The organism is Roseburia sp. AM16-25 (genome assembly GCF_003473825.1).
GTDB classification, from domain to species: Bacteria; Bacillota; Clostridia; order Lachnospirales; family Lachnospiraceae; genus Pararoseburia; species Pararoseburia lenta.
Map to the genome: position 1 here is coordinate 552546 of NZ_QUCW01000003.1, position 18635 is coordinate 571180.

Below are 18635 nucleotides of genomic sequence, written 5' to 3' on the forward strand. Positions count from 1 at the left end.
GACCTAAATCTCATCAAACACCGCATGTTCGATCGTATCGGTCGCTTCCTTGTGTGGCTGGGCGACAATGCCGAAGGAGTCTTTATATTCCTTTGGTCCGATGCCAAATTCTTTCTTAAATGCTCTAAAAAAGTTCGTATAATCTTTGAAGCCATAAGTCATGGCAACTTCACGCAGAGGCTCTCCGGCAAGGATATTGTTCTTGCATGCATAGAGTCTCTTTTTTAATAGGTACTGATGGACAGACATACCCATATTTTCCTTGAATACATGGGAAATATGATATTTGCTCACATAAAATTCACGCGAAAGTGCATTCAGGCTCAAATCTTCATCCAGATGTGTATTGATATATTCGCACAATCTGGTAAAAAGACTGCCCTGTTCGCTTTTTGTAGCCGTTGGGCGCTCACCCATATAGACAATGCGGTTGATGCTAAGCAGCAGGGACGCGATGTAGCAGGAAATCATAGCTTCGTGAAAAGGAACATCGCGCTGACGTTCTTCTATGATGTCGATTAGTTTGTCAAAGAGAATCTGTGCATTGGCAAAGTCACAGGAAAAATGATGGCAGGAGATCTGATTCCCATAATTGAAACTGTAGGTAATATCCGGATGTAGTGCCTGCAATCGTGCAAAAAAGTCAGGCGACAGCCAAAGCACCATACGGCGGTAAGGCTTGTCATTGCTGTGAAACTGCGGACGATGAAAAACGCCCGGTGGAATCAGACAGATATCACCGTATTGGAGGGGGTAAATATTTTTTCCTATTTGATAGGAAAGATCTCCCTCCAAAAAGAAATATATCTCATAATAATCGTGGCGATGCATGGATACATCAGATGCTTCCTTGTCTTCATAATAGAAGATCTCGAAATCCGAGGTCTGCATTTCCTGTCGTTCGTCGAATTGTGAATGATAATGTTTTGCCATGGTTCTTTCCTTTTATCTGTGATTTGCGCGGTACAAATATCTTTTCTCCTATGATTTTACACCGCAACAACAACTTTTGCAATGTTTACAACAAGTTTTATGATTTCAAAGTCAGGGGAAAGATTGTACATTATAGGTACAGTAAATGAGACATAAGGGCTAACAAAAAAGCCCATAATATTTTTTAAAAATGAGGAGGGTCTATATGAAATTATCATTCCGTTGGTATGGAGAAGACGACAAGGTAACATTGGAGCAGATTAGACAGATTCCTGGTATGGATTCTATCGTAACAGCTGTTTACGATGTACCTGTTGGAGAAGTTTGGAGCAGAGAGTCAATCGCAAAGTTAAAGAAGCAGACAGAAGATGCTGGTCTTCACTTTGAAGTGATCGAGAGTATCCCGGTTCACGAAGACATCAAGTTAGGAAAGCCTTCAAGAGACAAATACATCGAGAACTACTGCGAGAACATCCGCCGTGTTGCTGAGGCTGGTATCAAGTGCGTATGCTACAACTTCATGCCGGTATTTGACTGGACAAGAACACAACTCGATCATCCGCTTCCAGACGGATCTACATCCCTTGTTTATTATCAGGAGCAGGTAGATCAGGTAAATCCACTCGAGTCTGACAGCGATCTGACACTTCCTGGATGGGATGCAAGTTACTCCAGAAAAGAGTTAAAGGACATCGTAGCACAGTATCAGGAATTGTCAGAAGATGATCTCTGGAACAACTTACAGTACTTCCTTGAGAAGATCATTCCTGTAGCAGCAGAATGTGACGTAAACATGGCTATCCATGAAGATGATCCATGCTGGAGCATCTTTGGACTTCCAAGAATCATCACTTGCGAGGAAAACTTAGATCGTTTCCTTAGCCTTGTAGACGATCCTCATAACGGCATCACACTTTGTACCGGATCTTTGGGATGCTCTGCAAAAAATGATGTTGTAAAGATGGCTGCTAAGTATGCAAAGATGGGAAGAATCCACTTTGCACACCTTAGAAACGTACAGGTTCTTGACAACGGATTTGAGGAGAGAGCACATCTTTCATCTTGCGGAAGCCTTGATATGTATGCGATCGTTAAGGCACTGCATGACAACGGATTTACAGGATATGTTCGTCCGGACCACGGTAGAATGATCTGGGGCGAGACAGGTCGTGCCGGTTACGGTCTTTATGACAGAGCACTTGGTGCAACTTATATCAATGGTCTTTTTGAAGCCGTTGAAAAAGCGGATAAGAACAACTAATAGTTTTAATAAATAACAGGAGGAATTTACAATGATGAAATTACCACTTAACACAGATCTTTCAGGAAAGGTTGCAGTTGTAACAGGAGCAGGCGGTGTGCTCTGCGGAATGTTCGCGCAGGCACTTGCACAGGCTGGTGCTAAGGTTGCAGTCCTTGATTTAAATGAAGAAGCTGCACAGAAGGTTGCTGACGAAATCGTAGCAGAAGGCGGTGTAGCAAAGGCATACAAGACAAACGTTTTGGAAAAAGACAGCCTGATCGCAACACATGAAGCAGTTGTTGCTGATCTTGGTACATGCGATATCCTTATCAACGGCGCAGGCGGAAACAATCCACGTGCTACTACAGACAAGGAATACTTCGAGCATGGTGATATCGACGCTGATACAATTTCTTTCTTCGACTTGGATACAAGCGGAGTAGAGTTTGTATTTAACCTAAATTTCATTGGAACATTGCTTCCAACACAGATCTTTGCCCAGGATATGGTAGACAAAGAAGGATGTAATATTTTAAATATTTCCTCAATGAATGCATTCACTCCACTCACCAAAATTCCTGCCTATTCTGGAGCAAAGGCTGCAATCAGCAACTTTACACAGTGGCTTGCCGTTCACTTCTCAAAGGCTGGCATCCGTGTAAACGCTATTGCACCGGGATTCTTCTCAACAAAGCAGAATGCTAAGTTGTTATTTAACGAAGATGGAACCCCAACTCCTCGTACCGGCAAGATCCTTGCTGCTACTCCAATGGGACGTTTCGGCGAATCAGAAGAGTTAATTGGAAGCCTTTTATTCCTTCTGAACAACGATGCAGCCGGATTTATCACAGGTGTTGTTCTTCCTGTTGATGGTGGTTTCTCTGCTTACTCAGGGGTATAGGCCGAAAGCAACTTAGCGAATAGAACTTCCTTAATGAGAACGAGATATGACATTGAGTTATAGAATAGAAAAGAGGTAATATATCATGGAAATGCAAGAATTATTAAAAAAAGTTGAAGAACTGAAGATCGTTCCGGTTGTTGTTCTTGAGGACGCAAAGGATGCGCTTCCCTTGGGACAGGCTTTGATTGATGGTGGACTTCCGGTTGCTGAGGTTACTTTCCGTACAGCCGCTGCCGCTGATTCTATCAAGGCTATGAGCGAGGCTTTCCCGGAAATGCTCGTAGGTGCAGGCACTGTTGTAAATGTTGAGCAGTGCAAGCAGGCAATCGAGTGTGGTGCAAAGTTCATCGTAACACCGGGATATTCTGAAGAAGTTACAACATACTGCTGCGAGAACAATATTCCGATTCTCCCAGGTGTATGCACACCAACCGAACTTATGATGGTTGTAAACCATGGACTTCCGGTAGCAAAGTTCTTCCCAGCAGCACAGTTTGGCGGACTCAAGACCATCAAGGCTCTGGCAGCTCCTTTCCCACAGATGCGTTTCATGCCTACCGGTGGCGTAAGCGAAGCAAATATCTTAGAGTATCTTGCTGAGCCAAAGATCATCGCAGCTGGCGGAAGTTGGATGGTTAAGGGCGACCTTGTTAAGGCTGGTAAGTTTGACGAGATCAAGGCTATGACAAAGAGCGCTGTAGACCTTGTAAAGAACGCTTAATTCATTATATAGACTCATACAAAATCGTTCACAGATTGCAAGGATCCGTGGGCGATTTTGTGATAAAAGAGAAGTGCGAGAGCAGAAAGGACACAAAATTATGAAAAAATTTATGGATAAAGATTTCCTTTTGACAACCGATACAGCAAAGCATTTGTTCCATGATTTTGCAGAAAATATGCCGATCATTGACTACCACTGTCATTTGAGCCCGCAGGAGATCGCTGAGGATGCACATTTTGACAATATCACACAGGTATGGCTGGGCGGTGATCACTATAAGTGGCGCCAGATGCGTTCTAACGGTGTAGAGGAGCGTTACATCACAGGCGATGCTTCTGACCGCGAAAAGTTCCAGAAGTGGGCTGAGACACTTGAGATGGCTATCGGAAATCCACTCTATCATTGGTCACATCTTGAGTTGCAGAGATACTTTGGATATACAGGTGCCTTAAATGGCGATACTGCTGAGGAAGTATGGAATCTCTGTAATGAAAAGTTAAAGACCATGTCTGCAAGACAGTTGATCTTGGATTCCAATGTAGAAATGATCGGAACCACAGATGATCCGATCGACGATCTGTATTGGCACAAGGTGATTGCAGCGGATGAAAACTTTAACGTAAAGGTTCTTCCATCCTGGAGACCGGATAAGGCTGTCAATATTGAAAAAGACGATTTCGTTTCATATATGGAGAAACTGGGACAGGCAGCAGATATGAAGATCACATCTTTTGCGGATGTCAAGACTGCGCTTACCAAGAGAATGGAATACTTCAAGGAAGCAGGTTGCTGTGTCAGCGATCATGGTCTGGAATATGTTGCATATGCAGATGTCACCGAGGACGAAGTTGAGGCAGTATTTGCAAAGAAGATGGCAGGACAGGAGTTGAGCCGTGAGGAGATCGGTAAGTACAAGATGGGCGTGCTCATGCATCTTGGCAAAGAGTACCATCGTCTGAACTGGGTAATGCAGTTGCATTATGGCGTAAAGCGTGACAACAACCGCAAGATTTTTGAAGCCTTGGGACCGGATGCAGGTATCGACAGCATTTCTACCAGTGCACCGATCAACGAACTGGCTGATTTCTTAAATGCCCTGGCATATACGGATGAACTGCCAAAGACCATCATCTACTCTTTGAACCCGATCGACAATGCAGCGATCGGAACCATCATTGGATGCTTCCAGTCTTCTGAGGCAGTCGGCAAGATCCAGCATGGTTCTGCATGGTGGTTCAATGACAATAAGACCGGCATGATGGAGCAGATGACTTCGCTGGCGAACTTAGGACTCCTTGGCAACTTTATCGGTATGCTGACAGATTCCAGAAGTTTCCTGTCTTACACAAGACATGAGTATTTCCGCCGCATTATGTGCGAACTGATCGGAAATTGGGTAGAAAACGGAGAGTACCCGGCAGACGACAAGTCTTTACAGAAGATCGTAGAGGGTATTTCTTACCGCAACGCAAAACGTTATTTTGAAATCTAGTACAATAGGGACGTTCCTTTTGCCATAAGGAGCGTCCCTATTGGCTTGTTTATAAACCTTTTTATGCGCACTCGCATAAAGTGGCAAATTATCGGGTGATATTTCGTACCCAGACATATTTCTTGTAATGGATATAGACTGCCGGAAGTTTGACGATCTCATCCAGACTGATAATGATGTAGACCAGCCATACCGGAGCATGGAGGACAAAGGCTGCAATAAAGCCGAGGGGAACGGAGAAACACCACATGGCACCGAGGTTACCTTTCATATCGAATTTGGAATCTCCACCGGCACAAAAGATACCGTCCAGTACTGTGGTATTTACGGACTGTCCCATGAGGTTAAAGCCCAGTACGATCATCATAAATTGAAGATAGCCTCTGGCAGTATCCGATATTGGGGCAATGCGCGATATAAATGGAGACAGGATCATGAGGAGAGTACCGGTTACGATACCGATAACAATGGCGATATGCGTGATCCGACCGCCATAATTCTTGGCTTTTTCCAGTTGGTTGGCACCCAGCAGATTCCCGACCAGAATACCGGCACCGGCACTCACGCCACGGATGACGCACTGCACCATGCTTTTTACGATACTGGCAATGGAATTGGCGGCAACTGCATTACTGCCCATGTGTCCCAGGATGACGGAGTAGAGGACAAAGGCGATGCCCCAGACAAGGGAAGCACCAAGGACAGGTGTGGTATAGTGCCAGAAATCCTTGGTCAAAGTGCTGTCAGTATGCAAAATGCCAGCCCAGCGGATGGCAACGTCGCCACTGCGCCGTACTGTAAAATAAGCCCAAATCAGTTCTACAACACGGGCTGTGACCGTGGCGTAAGCGGCACCGACGATGCCCAGCCGTGGTGCACCAAGAAAGCCAAAGATCAAGATGGTATTGAGACAGATATTGATCACAACGGCAGTAGATGAGATCTTGGAGCTAAGCGCCGCATGCCCTGTATTTTTTAAAAGGATCAAATAGATCTGCGAAATGCCACAGAGGACATAGGAAAATGCAACGGCTCTTAAATAGGAGGTGCCGTTGGCAATCAGGGTTGCATCGTTGGTAAAGATCTGCATGAGGTGGCTTGGAATACACAAAGCCAGTACGGTAAAAGTCCCTCCGAAGATCAGGTTGGTATAGAGCGCTACCGGCATGACCTTTTCGATGGAGGTGGTGTCTTTTTTTCCCCAGTATTGCGCGATAATGATACCGCATCCGGCAGCAATGCCTGCGATAAAGAGATTGAGGACAAACTGGATCTGTCCGGCAAGGGAAACTGCGGACAGGGATGCCTGATCGACAAAGCCCAGCATCAGGGCATCGGTCGCACTGACGAGTGCTAACATAAATTGCTGTATAGCGATAGGGACAACGAGATGCAACATTTGTTGCGCTAATTCGTTGTCTTTTATCTTGGTTTGTAACATAGGTAAACTCCTTCGTATTTTGTGAAACTTATGCTATTGTATTGGGGAAACAAAGCCTGTGTCAAGGGATTTTGTGGGGATGACAAGTTAGGTTGAAGAAAACGCAAAAATTGCTGAGAAAAGAGCAGGATATGTAAAATGTGCAAAAGGTCGTTTTTACATAGCATAAGGATGCATATGCTCCGATTTGGATTGAAATTCCTTTAGATTGCAGGTTTCCATATGCTACCTCCATATACCAGGATTTACAATGAGAATATAGTCATTATGATAACAAAAAAGGAAACCTATTTCAAAAGGTTTCCTATCAGTAAATGCGGAAGATGGGACTTGAACCCACACGTTCGCAATGAACACAAGATCCTTAGTCTTGCTCGTCTGCCAGTTCCGACACTTCCGCATATCATCTCGCGACGACTTGATTATAATATCAAATCGGACACCAAATGTCAACGACTTTTTCGATTTTATTTAGAGGAAAAATTCCATCCCAAGAAAATGATTTCATGGTAAAATGAGAACACAAAGATTTTACAGGAGAAAACGCATGGCACAGGAAAATGTTGGCGCATTCATGCAGAAAATGCGCAGAGAAAAGGGCATGACACAAAAAGAACTCGCAGATATCTTACATATCAGTGACAAGACGATCTCAAAATGGGAGACAGGCAAGGGCATACCGGATGTATCTTATCTGGAAAATATATGCACAGCCTTGGATGTTACGATCAACGAGTTGCTTTCTGGTCAAAAACTTCCGCCGGAGGAATATCCCCCAAAAGCAGAGGACAATATGCTTTATCTTTTGCAGGAAAATCACGAGACCAAAAAGCAAAACAGAATGTCTCTGCTCCTGGGCGGCATTTTATTGGTCTTGGGCGTGGCTGGACTTTTTCCGGTATCGGGATCCAATATGACATGGTATCTTGATCTGCCGTCGCTTTTGGTTCTGGCTTGTATCTGTACGGCACTGACGCTCTTTTCCGGAAAAAGGACAAAAAGAGAAGTCATACCTTTTCTACGAAAGATCGTACTCCCGGTTGGCATATGCGAAAGTCTGATGGCGGTGGTCTGCGTTGTCGGAAACGTGCAGAACATCCCTTTACTGGGAGCTAATCTGGCAGTATGCATCTTGTCTGTCCTATATGCGCTGATTGCCTATCTTGTCCTGTTCGTGCTGGAACAACGTATGCGGTAGAGTCAGGAGTAGAGTTATTCTACGGTTCGTAGGTTTTCTCTACGGTGCCTATTCAGTATGCTTTTATCAAACGAAGGAAACGAGGAGTGATAAAAGATGAAACTGAACAAGGCTGGAATGATGGGATTTTTCTTATGCTTTATGGCGATCATTTTTGGCGTGGCAACCAACGGTGGACTTTCTACGATCGTGCAGTATCTGCACTTGCCATCCTTTATTTTGACGGCGGGTGGTGCCTTGTGTGCGGTGCTTACGACGGCTGATTCCTTTGCAGATTTTGCCTATGGGGCAAAAGGTATCTTGGTTGCATTTCAAAATAAGGAAGAAGATGCCGGGCAGCTGACAAAAACGATCTTGCAAATGTCCGACACCGCGCGAAAAGAAGGTCTGCTGGCATTAGAGGAGACAACGCATGATCTGGGCAATCCCTATCTGGAAAAAGGTATTCGCCTGGTCGTGGATGGATCCGACCCGGAATTGGTCAGAGATATTATGGAAGCGGAACTGACCCACACCTATGAATGTAACAAAAAACGTGTGAAGTTCTGGGAGGATTTTGGCGCCTATGCTCCGGCATGGGGCATGGTCGGCACCCTGATTGGGCTGATCAATATGATGAAGACCATGGGATCGGACTCTTCGGCAATCGGTTCCGGTATGTCACTGGCACTGATCACGACCCTGTATGGCTCCATCATTGCCAACTGGATCTGTATTCCCATTGCACGCAAGTTGGAAAAGAGTGGAGCGGCAGAAGCACTTTCCATGGAACTGGTAGTCGAGGGCGTCTTGTCGATCCAGGCAGGGGAAAACTCCCGCATCATCAAAGAAAAACTTTCCGCCATTGTGGAAAATGATGTCATGGACAAGGCGGAGGAAGCCGGGGCTATGGGATGATTGCAAAATGCCATCTTGTTCGCTATGATATTCTTATATTAGGAAAAATAAGGATAGGAAATAGACAATGAAACTGATTTTAGCATCGGCATCGCCGAGAAGAAAAGAATTATTGGAACAGATCGGACTGGAGTTTGAGGTTCGTACCAGTGGAGCCGAGGAGTTCACGACGGCAAGTCAGCCGGGGCAGATCGGACAGGAATTATCCGAGATCAAGGCGCAGGCTGTCTGGGATACTTTGACAGATGCAGAAAAAGAAGACGCCGTGGTGATCGGAGCGGACACCATCGTATGCGTCCGCCAGTCTGCTGACAGCAAGCAGTTGGAACAAGGACAGGAAGAAAAATTCTTTGTTTTGGGCAAACCAAAGGACGAGGCGGATGCCGCGCGTATGCTGCATCTTTTATCCGGTCGCGTTCATCAGGTCTTTACCGGGGTGACGATCTTATCTAAAGAAGGGAAAAAGACCTTTTACGAGTGCACGGATGTGCATGTCGCCAAACTCTCCGATCAGGAAATCGCGGATTATATTGCCACAAAAGATCCGATGGATAAGGCGGGAGCCTATGGCATACAGGGCATATTTGCAAGACATATCACAGGAATCGAAGGCGATTACAATAATGTTGTGGGACTGCCGGTGGCGTCAGTCTATCATGAGTTAAAGCCATTTTTGATGGAACGAAAATCATATTAGTTTTATAGGATATTTTGGCACATTTTTACATAGGATATATGATAGAATATATCTCAAAATGAAGAGTGCCGCGAAGAAGAAAAATCTGACACATTGCGGTGAGGTTTTTCTTTTTTTGTGTAAAAGAAAGGCACAGTATAAAAGAGGACGGATAAGCAATGCAGGACTATATTACAACATACACAAAGAAACATTTTACCATTATGGAGCCTAAGATGGCGGACATTGATATCAATGACATCGCCCATGCGCTTTCTCTGATGACACGCGCCAATGGGCATTTCAGCCAGTTCTATTCGGTGGGACAGCACTCGGTCGGATGTGCTTATGAGGCGTTGGAGCGCGGCTACAGCGCGCGGGTAGTTTTGGGCTGTTTGCTCCATGATGGCAGTGAGGCTTATATGGCTGACATCACCAGACCCCTCAAGCAGCACATGAGTGCCTATCTTGTGGCAGAGGAAAAACTGCAAAATATGATCTTTGAAAAGTTTTTGGGGCAGTGTCCGTCAGAGAAAGAAATGGCACAGATCAAGTCGGTGGATGATGCCATGCTTTTCCATGAGTTTAAATGTTTTATGAATGAGGAACTGGATATCCCGGAGCATGAGATCTTGACCAGACCGGCTTTTAGTACCAAGCCGTTTGAAGATGTAGAAGAAGACTTTCTTTTGATGTTCCACAAGATCAGCGCCCTGCTGTAGTGTCCCTCAAAAAAATAAAGGAAAATGTCCTTTGGCGCGTAAGAAAGAATAAGAGAGTGTTTATTTTTTGAAAGGACATGACTATGACCATAAGAGAAACCATTGAGGATATGGAGCGTGAAACACTCAGTCCTTATGCAACCTTGAGTGAAAATTCAAGGGGGCGTGATCGGGAGGAACCACAGTGTGACATTCGTCCGGTCTTTCAAAGAGACCGCGACCGTATCTTACATTGCAAGTCTTTCCGTCGTTTGAAAAATAAGACTCAGGTTTTTCTGACCCCAAAGGGCGACCATTACCGCACGCGTATGTCGCATACGCTTGAGGTATCGCAGAATGCCAGGACTATCGGCAAGGCACTCCGCTTAAACGAAGATCTGGTGGAGGCGATCGCACTGGGACACGATCTGGGACACACACCGTTTGGACACGCGGGAGAGCGGACGCTCAACGAACTGTGTCAGGGCGGTTTTGTACATAGCGAGCAGAGCGTGCGTATTGTAGAGCATCTGGAAAAAGACGGCGAGGGACTCAACCTTACATGGGAAGTGCGCGACGGCATCCGCAATCACCAGACCAGCACCATCCCGGCGACACCGGAGGGCAAGATCGTCCGTTTATCCGATAAGATCGCCTATATCAACCATGATATTGACGATGCTATCCGCGGATTGATCCTGACCGAGGATGATATTCCAAAGGAACTGCGCAATACTCTAGGACATACGACAAGAGAACGACTGGATAATCTGATTCATGATGTGATCATGAGCAGTCTGCACAACATTGACATCATGGACAAAGAATGTCGCAATGACTTAGAGCCGATCGCTATGTCTGCGGAAATGGAACAGGCAATGTACGATCTGCGCAAGTTCATGTTTTCCAATGTATATCAGAACCCGGTCGCAAAGGCAGAGGAAGTCAAAGCCCAGCGTATGCTGAGCCAGTTGTTTGAATATTACATGGAACATATAGACCAACTGCCAATGAAATATACGCGCATGATCGAGGAAGGGCATGAGGCAAAAGACCGTGTGGTCTGCGATTATATTGCCGGTATGACGGATCAGTATGCCGTTACCAAGTTCAACGAATTTTTCATGCCGCTATCATGGCAAGTAGACGGATACTAATGGAAAAGAGGCAAAACTATGCCATATTATGATAACGATACCATCGAGGAAGTGCGTTCCCGCAATGACATCGTCGATGTGATATCACAATATGTTCATTTACAAAAAAAAGGCTCGTCCTATTTTGGACTCTGTCCTTTTCATAGTGAAAAAACAGGTTCTTTTTCCGTCACGCCGTCCAAGCAGATGTATTATTGCTTCGGCTGTGGCGCAGGAGGCAATGTTTTTACCTTTTTGATGGAGTATGAAAATTTCACCTTCTCGGAGGCAATGGAGGCACTGGCAGACCGCGCCGGGATCGAACTCCCCAAGCAGGAGATGACTTCCGAGGCCAGGCGGGAAGCGGATAAGCGAAACATCCTCTTTGAGATCAACAAGGAGGCAGCCAAATACTTTTACAGTCTGCTCCGCAGCGAAAAAGGAAAATTAGCCTACCAATATTTTACCAAAAGAGAATTGTCCCCGGAGACCATGCAAAAGTTTGGTCTGGGCTATTCCGACAAATACAGCAATGACCTATACCAGTATCTGCGCAAAAAGGGCTACACAGATGAAGTCCTAAAGGACAGCGGACTGGTGACCATAGACGAGGCAAGGGGAGCACATGACAAGTTCTGGAACCGTGCCATGTTCCCCATCATGGATGCCAACAATAAGGTGGTGGCATTTGGCGGGCGTGTCATGGGCGATGGAGAGCCCAAATACCTAAACTCCCCGGAGACCATGATCTTTAACAAGAGCCGGACTCTTTACGGTCTGCAGTTGGCAAGGCGGACGAAAAAAGATCAGTTCATCCTTTGTGAGGGCTATATGGACGTGATCGCCCTGCATCAGGCAGGCTTTGACAATGCGATCGCTTCCCTTGGAACGGCTCTGACCAGTGGACATGCCAACATGATCAAGCGGTACGGCAAGGATGTCTATCTAAGTTACGACTCCGATGGCGCGGGAACCAAGGCAGCCCTGCGTGCTATCCCGATCTTAAAAGAAGCCGGAATCACCTGTAAGGTCATCAACATGAAACCGCACAAAGATCCGGATGAGTTTATCAAAGCCTTAGGGGCGGAGGAGTATCAGCACAGGATCGATGAAGCAGAGAATAGTTTCCTTTTTACCATCCGTATTTTGGAGCGCGACTATGACATGAGCGACCCGGAGAGCAAGTCAGCCTTTTACTATGAGGTGGCAAAGCGGATCTTGGAATTCCCGGAAGAACTGGAACGCAACAATTATATCGAAGCGATCGCCAGCCGCTATCAGGTTGGTTTTGACAATATGCGCCAGATGGTCAATCATCTGGGAACCAAAGGCGGGATCATCAGTGAGCGTGAGCCGCAGCGGCTCAAGTCCGGTGTACAAAAGAAAAAGACCAGAGAGGACGGCATGATGCAGTCACAGCGTCTGCTTCTGACATGGCTGGTCGAACGGCCGCAGATCTATGCAGCCATCCGGGATTATATCGAACCGGTGGATTTTACCGAGGGCATTTATGAGACAGTGGCGCGGGAACTCTTTACCCAGTTTGCAGAGGGGGGAGAACTCAATCCGGCGCGTATCGTGAGTCTCTTTTCCGATGAGGAGAGCCAGAGGCAGGTGGCAGAGATCTTTAACACAAATGTGCAGGGGATGGAAACCGATGCCGACTGGGAAAAGGCCATCCGCGAGACTCTGGTGCGGATCAAGCAGAACAGCATGGAGCAGAGGCGGCGCAATTTAGACCCTACCGATATGAATGGTCTGAAACAGATCATAGACGATAAACGCAGACTCCAGGAGATGGAGAAATTGCATATTTCCTTTAAATAAGGGCAAAATACATGAGAGAGGATGTAAAAATGGCGAAAAAAAGCGAAAGCACAGTAGAAACACAAGAAGTGGTAGAAGAAAGCGTAAAGACAGAGGGAAAAGCAGAAACAAAGTCCGGCGCAAAGAAGACTACCGCCAAGAAAACGACTGCAAAAAAGAGCAGTAAAAAGACAGAAAATGCTGAAAATGCAAAAGAGGATGAAACCAAAAAGGCAGAATTTCAGAAGAAGTTGGGCGAGTTATTGGAACTTGCCAAAGACAGAAAGAATGTCCTTGAGTATCAGGAGATCAGTGATTATTTCAAAGATATGCAGTTGTTGCCGGATCAGTTCGAGGCAATTTTGGATTTCCTTGAGAAAAACAACATTGATGTCTTGCGTTTACAGGATAATGATGACGACATCATCTTGGATGATGACGATGATGTGGAAGTAGAAAAGATCGACCTTTCTGTACCGGACGGCATCAGCACAGAGGATCCGGTGCGTATGTACTTAAAGGAGATCGGTAAAGTACCGCTTCTTACCGCAGAGGAAGAGATCGAACTTGCAAAGCGTATGGAACTGGGCGATCAGGAGGCAAAGAAGCGTCTGGCTGAGGCAAACCTTCGTCTGGTTGTTTCCATCGCAAAGCGTTATGTAGGACGTGGTATGCTTTTCCTTGATCTGATCCAGGAAGGCAACCTCGGTCTGATCAAAGCCGTAGAAAAGTTTGACTATCGTAAGGGTTACAAGTTTTCAACCTATGCAACATGGTGGATCCGTCAGGCGATCACAAGAGCCATTGCCGATCAGGCAAGAACCATCCGTATCCCAGTGCATATGGTCGAGACCATCAACAAACTTATTCGCGTTTCCAGACAACTCTTGCAGGAGTTGGGACGTGAACCTACCCCGGAAGAGATCGCAGCAGAGATGGATATGCCGGTCGAGCGTGTGCGTGAGATCTTAAAGATCTCCCAGGAACCGGTTTCTTTGGAGACCCCGATCGGTGAGGAAGAAGACTCTCATCTGGGAGACTTCATTCAGGACGACAATGTACCGGTACCTGCGGATGCAGCGACCTTTACCTTATTAAAAGAACAGTTGGAGGAAGTGCTTGGTACACTGACCGAGCGTGAGCAGAAGGTTCTGATCCTTCGTTTTGGTCTTGAGGATGGCAGAGCCAGAACACTGGAAGAAGTTGGTAAGGAATTTAACGTTACCCGTGAGCGTATCCGTCAGATCGAGGCAAAGGCTTTGCGTAAACTGCGCCATCCAAGCCGCAGCCGCAAGTTAAAGGATTACTTAGAGTAATGGCGGTACGTTTATCAAAACGCATGGAGGCATTGGCACACCTGGTCACACCGGGCAGCCGGCTTTGCGATGTGGGATGCGATCACGGCTATCTGCCCATCTATCTGGTGCAGGAGCAGATCATTCCGTCAGCCATCGCTATGGATATCGGGGAAGGACCGCTTTTAGCGGCAAAGACCCATATAGCGGAAGTGGGCTTGGAGGATATGATTCAGACACGACGTTCGGATGGACTGGCTGCCGCCAGTGCAGAAGAAATCGATACCGTACTGATCGCCGGTATGGGCGGAGGTATCGTCATACATATTTTGACTGAGGGAAGAAAGGTCGCGCAAAGTGTCAAAGACTTGATCTTGCAGCCTCAGTCAGAACTGAAAGAAGTGCGCCGCTTTTTGTGTAATGAGGGCTATGAGATCGTAGATGAGGACATGGTCTTGGAAGATGGCAAATATTATCCTATGATGAAAGTCAGATATGTGCCGGAGACCAAAGCCCGCAGGCAGAGCGTAGCAGAGCATGATTTCCTCTTTGGACCTATGCTTTTGCAAAAAAAGCACCCGGTCTTACATGCTTATCTGCTCCGGGAGGAGCGGATCCAAAAAGAGGTCTTGGAGCGTCTGGCAGGACAAAAGCAGACACCGGCGATCGAAAAGAGGACGCAGGAAGTGCAGGCATATTTGCAGGAGATACAAAGGTGTCTGTGGTAAACAGAAGAAATAAGAGGTGATCTTGCGATGAGAGTGATGGATCTGACAGAGCGGATCGAAAAAGAGATCCCGCGCGAGCAGGCGCTGGATTGGGACAATGTAGGACTTTTGGTCGGAGATAAGGAACAGGAAATCCACAAGGTCTATGTGGCATTGGATCTGACCGATGCAGTCCTAGAACACGCGATAGATTGTGGGGCAGATATGATCCTGACCCACCATCCGCTGATCTTTGGCGGCATCAAGCGTGTGAATGCAGATGATTTTATCGGCAGGCGGATCCTGGCACTGGCACAGCATGGCATTGCTTATTATGCCATGCATACCAATTTTGATGTCTGTGTCATGGGCCAGATCGCGGCAGAGCAGTTAGGCCTTATGGATATCGAGGCTTTGGAAGTCACCTCGCCGGAGGATGGCAGGGGCATCGGTTGTCTGGGCAAATTGACGCAGGCGGTCAGTATTTATGATCTGGCAGAGCGTGTGCGGGATGCCTTTGGACTCTCCCATGTCAAGGTCTTTGGCGATAAGGATCGGATGGTGCAGAGTATCGCCATGTGTCCGGGTTCCGGCAAGAGTGAGATCGGCTTGGCAATAGAAAAAGGAGCAGATGCCTACATTACCGGGGATATCGACCATCATTCCGGGATCGATGCCGTGGCAGACGGACTTTCTATCATTGATGCCGGACATTATGGGATCGAGCACATTTACATGGAATATATGAAGAACTGGCTTGCAAAGGAGGCGGCAGAATTAGAGGTCGTCACAGAGCCTTTTGCAGAGCCTTTTTGGATCGTTACGAGGTGAGAGATATGCAGGAAATCAATGTATGCGTGCAGGAAAAAACTTACCAATATGAAAAAGGCACGACTTTTTTACACTTGGCGCAGGCGTGGCAGGATAAGTATGAGGATGCGATCATCCTGGCTGTCTTTAACAACAAGTTAATCGAACTGGGACAGGTCATACCGGGGGATGGCGACATTGCTTTTCTTACGACCAAGGATAAGAATGGCAGACGCGCCTATCGCAGAAGCGTTGTCTTTTTGATGCAACGTGCCTTGCAGCAGATGTATCCGGATGGGACAGAAATTTTGCATGTGGAACATTCTCTGGGAGCAGGCTATTATTGCCGGATGGAGGGCAGGAAGGTCATAGACTCTGCATGGCTGGAGAATTTGAAAAAGGAAATGCTTGCCCTGGTAGAAAAGAATCTTACGATCGAAAAAAAGACCATGAAGACCGAGGATGCCAGAAAACTTTTTGCCAAGTGCGGTATGCAGGATAAGGAACGCCTGATGCATTATCGCTCCAGTTCCAACTGCAATGTCTATGAATTAGATGGCTGTCTGGATTATTTTTACGGCTACATGGCACCAAATACCGGCATGTTGTCCTACTTTGCCCTTTATCCTTACGAGGAAGGCTTTATTTTGCAGTTCCCGGACAAGGTGACGACCGAGGTCGCTCCTTTTGCTCCGGCAAACAAACTCTTTCATGTCATGCAGGCATCCGAGCAGTGGGGCACAGATATGGGGATTCCTACCGTTGGCGCTTTAAACGATGCTGTCTGTGCAGGAAAGACCAGAGAAATCATCCTGTCGCAGGAAGCCTACATGGAGCGCCGCATCGGTGCGCTGGCAGAGCGCATCGTGGCAGACCCTGACAAAAAGTTTGTCATGATCGCCGGTCCGTCATCTTCCGGTAAGACGACCTTTTCCCACCGTCTGTCGGCACAACTGCGTGCCCTTGGTGTGACACCGCATCCGATTCCACTGGATGACTACTATCTGGATCGGGATCAGATCCCTTTGGATGAGTTCGGGCAAAAGGATTTTGAGTGCATTGAGGGCTTGGATGTGGGGCAGTTCAATGAGGACATGGTGCGCCTTTTAAAGGGTGAGCGTGTGCTTCTGCCGACCTTTAATTTCAAAACCGGCAAGCGTGAATACAAGGATCACTATATGCAGTTGGGCAAACGCGATATTCTGGTGATCGAGGGCATCCATGGACTGAACGAAAAGATGTCCGAATCTTTGCCGAAAGAGAGCAAGTTCAAGATCTACATAAGTGCCTTGACCCAGTTAAATATCGACGAGCACAACCCGCTCTCGACGACCGACGGCAGATTGATCCGCCGTATCGTAAGGGATGCCAGAACCAGAGGCACCAGCGCAAAAGAGACCATTGCTATGTGGGATTCTGTGCGCCGTGGTGAGGAAAAGAACATTTTCCCATTCCAGGAACAGGCAGATGAGATGTTCAATTCTGCGCTCATCTATGAGATGGCAGTGTTAAAGATCTATGCCATGCCGCAACTTTTGGCGATCGATCAAGACTGCCCGGAATATGCAGGAGCAAAACGATTGATTAAATTGTTGGATTATTTTCTTGGCATTCCAGCGGATGATATTTGTAACAATTCACTAGTGCGTGAATTTATCGGTGGAAGTTGTTTTAACGTCTAAAATAAGATATACTGTTTTCGAAAAAGAAGTAAGATAAGTAATCGCGGCTGCAATTGCCGAAAGGCAGCAGACGAGGAAAGTCCGGGCTTCATAGGGCAGGATGCCGGATAACGTCCGGTGGAGGTGACTCCAAGGAAAGTGCAACAGAAATAAACCGCTGAGGGCGCAAGCTCTCAGTAAGGGTGGAAAGGTGGTGTAAGAGACCACCGCTTTGCTGGTAACAGCAAGGGTCCCTGTAAACCCCATCCGAAGCAAGACCGAATGGAAACGTATGTGGCCCGCTAGTTTCAGGTTGGTCGCTTGAGGCGATTGGCGACAGTCGTCCTAGATAGATGATTACTCTCGACATAACCCGGCTCATCGTCTTGCTTCTTTTTCATAAAAATAGAGATGGATTTTTGACGAAATTATCAACAGGACAAATGATTTGTAAACAGATTCTAAAATCTTTATTAAATCATTTGTCCTTTTATTGACTTTGCTTTGCAAAATGATAGAGTTGATTTGAAAGAAACAATAGCGTGCGCGTACGAAAAGAAGTGACGTGCAGACGGAGGAACTATGAGAGAAAAATTGGCTCGTTTTATGGTGGGGAGAAATGGCGCAGATGCGCTTTCAAAATTCTTTTTATATGTGGCATTGGTGCTGGTTGTGATTACCATGTTTTCACACAATGCGATTTTGTATCTGCTTGGAATCGCAGCGCTGGTTTATAGCTATTTTCGCATGATGTCCCGTAATGTATCGAAGCGCTACTATGAAAATCAACAATATTTGCGTATGACAGATAAGATTCGGGATAAGTTTCGTGGAGCATCTGCTAAGGTAAAATACCAAAAAAGCAAAGTTGTTTACGAAAGAGAGCAGAAAAAGATATATAAGATATATTATTGTCCGTCCTGTAAGCAGAAAATCCGTGTACCAAAGGGCAAGGGTAAGATTATGATTACCTGTCCAAAATGTAAAATGGAATTTATCAAGCGTACCTAG

At 46.4% G+C, this 18635-nt stretch carries 17 protein-coding genes, 1 tRNA gene and 1 other RNA gene; 16 read left to right on the forward strand and 3 right to left on the reverse strand.

Annotation, left to right across the window (positions count from 1 at the left end; translation table 11 throughout):
* Window positions 1-3: 3 nt before the first annotated feature.
* Window positions 4-933, reverse strand: coding sequence for a helix-turn-helix transcriptional regulator (locus tag DW183_RS09725; RefSeq protein ID WP_118281798.1), 930 nt, complete (start codon window positions 931-933; stop codon window positions 4-6).
* A gap of 205 nt (window positions 934-1138) precedes the next feature.
* On the opposite strand from DW183_RS09725, the gene uxuA reads away from it, so the two are divergent.
* The 4 genes from uxuA (at window position 1139) to uxaC (ending at window position 5296) form a co-directional block, all read left to right on the forward strand.
* A complete protein-coding gene (gene uxuA, locus DW183_RS09730; protein ID WP_118281799.1) occupies window positions 1139-2194 on the forward strand; it encodes a mannonate dehydratase in 1056 nt (351 codons plus the stop codon).
* A 34-nt stretch (window positions 2195-2228) separates the two neighbouring features.
* Entirely contained in the window at window positions 2229-3077 is an 849-nt protein-coding gene (locus tag DW183_RS09735; protein ID WP_118281888.1) for an SDR family oxidoreductase, read from the forward strand.
* 91 nt (window positions 3078-3168) lie between these two features.
* Window positions 3169-3801 carry a bifunctional 4-hydroxy-2-oxoglutarate aldolase/2-dehydro-3-deoxy-phosphogluconate aldolase gene (eda, locus tag DW183_RS09740; protein WP_118281889.1) on the forward strand — a complete coding sequence of 211 codons (633 nt, stop codon included), beginning with the start codon at window positions 3169-3171 and terminating at the stop codon, window positions 3799-3801.
* 100 nt (window positions 3802-3901) lie between these two features.
* Window positions 3902-5296, forward strand: a complete 1395-nt coding sequence (gene uxaC, locus DW183_RS09745) for a glucuronate isomerase (protein ID WP_118281800.1) — start codon at window positions 3902-3904, stop codon at window positions 5294-5296.
* Between the two features lie 88 nt (window positions 5297-5384).
* Here uxaC and DW183_RS09750 read toward each other — a convergent pair whose 3' ends face one another.
* Window positions 5385-6737 (reverse strand): MATE family efflux transporter, encoded by a 1353-nt coding sequence (locus DW183_RS09750; protein ID WP_118281801.1) that lies wholly within the window; start codon window positions 6735-6737, stop codon window positions 5385-5387.
* A gap of 315 nt (window positions 6738-7052) precedes the next feature.
* Window positions 7053-7137 (reverse strand) — tRNA-Leu (locus DW183_RS09755).
* Between the two features lie 147 nt (window positions 7138-7284).
* Here DW183_RS09755 and DW183_RS09760 point away from each other — a divergent pair.
* The 12 genes from DW183_RS09760 (at window position 7285) to DW183_RS09815 (ending at window position 18635) form a co-directional block, all read left to right on the forward strand.
* On the forward strand, window positions 7285-7935 hold the full coding sequence (locus tag DW183_RS09760; RefSeq protein ID WP_158573068.1) for a helix-turn-helix domain-containing protein: 651 nt from the start codon (window positions 7285-7287) through the stop codon (window positions 7933-7935).
* A 96-nt stretch (window positions 7936-8031) separates the two neighbouring features.
* A complete protein-coding gene (locus tag DW183_RS09765) occupies window positions 8032-8832 on the forward strand; it encodes a motility protein A (protein WP_243069557.1) in 801 nt (266 codons plus the stop codon).
* A 67-nt stretch (window positions 8833-8899) separates the two neighbouring features.
* Window positions 8900-9529, forward strand: a complete 630-nt coding sequence (locus DW183_RS09770) for a Maf family protein (protein WP_118281803.1) — start codon at window positions 8900-8902, stop codon at window positions 9527-9529.
* Window positions 9530-9687: 158 nt separating this feature from the next.
* Complete coding sequence (locus DW183_RS09775; protein ID WP_118281804.1) at window positions 9688-10230, forward strand: phosphohydrolase; 543 nt, start codon at window positions 9688-9690, stop codon at window positions 10228-10230.
* Window positions 10231-10313: 83 nt separating this feature from the next.
* The gene (locus DW183_RS09780) at window positions 10314-11366 is read left to right on the forward strand and encodes a deoxyguanosinetriphosphate triphosphohydrolase (protein WP_118281891.1); all 1053 of its coding nucleotides are present in this window, start codon (window positions 10314-10316) and stop codon (window positions 11364-11366) included.
* Between the two features lie 18 nt (window positions 11367-11384).
* The gene (gene dnaG / locus DW183_RS09785) at window positions 11385-13172 is read left to right on the forward strand and encodes a DNA primase (RefSeq protein WP_118281805.1); all 1788 of its coding nucleotides are present in this window, start codon (window positions 11385-11387) and stop codon (window positions 13170-13172) included.
* A gap of 29 nt (window positions 13173-13201) precedes the next feature.
* On the forward strand, window positions 13202-14467 hold the full coding sequence (gene rpoD, locus DW183_RS09790) for an RNA polymerase sigma factor RpoD (RefSeq protein ID WP_243069558.1): 1266 nt from the start codon (window positions 13202-13204) through the stop codon (window positions 14465-14467).
* Window positions 14467-15174: a tRNA (adenine(22)-N(1))-methyltransferase gene (locus tag DW183_RS09795; protein WP_118281807.1), complete on the forward strand. Its 708-nt coding sequence runs from the start codon at window positions 14467-14469 to the stop codon at window positions 15172-15174. The genes rpoD and DW183_RS09795 overlap by 1 nt, the downstream gene beginning before the upstream one ends.
* 27 nt (window positions 15175-15201) lie before the next feature.
* Entirely contained in the window at window positions 15202-15984 is a 783-nt protein-coding gene (locus DW183_RS09800; protein ID WP_118281808.1) for a Nif3-like dinuclear metal center hexameric protein, read from the forward strand.
* A gap of 5 nt (window positions 15985-15989) precedes the next feature.
* Entirely contained in the window at window positions 15990-17645 is a 1656-nt protein-coding gene (locus tag DW183_RS09805; protein ID WP_118281809.1) for a nucleoside kinase, read from the forward strand.
* A 25-nt stretch (window positions 17646-17670) separates the two neighbouring features.
* An RNA gene (gene rnpB, locus DW183_RS09810) (RNase P RNA component class A) lies at window positions 17671-18021 on the forward strand.
* 185 nt (window positions 18022-18206) lie between these two features.
* Window positions 18207-18635, forward strand: a complete 429-nt coding sequence (locus tag DW183_RS09815; protein ID WP_118281810.1) for a hypothetical protein — start codon at window positions 18207-18209, stop codon at window positions 18633-18635.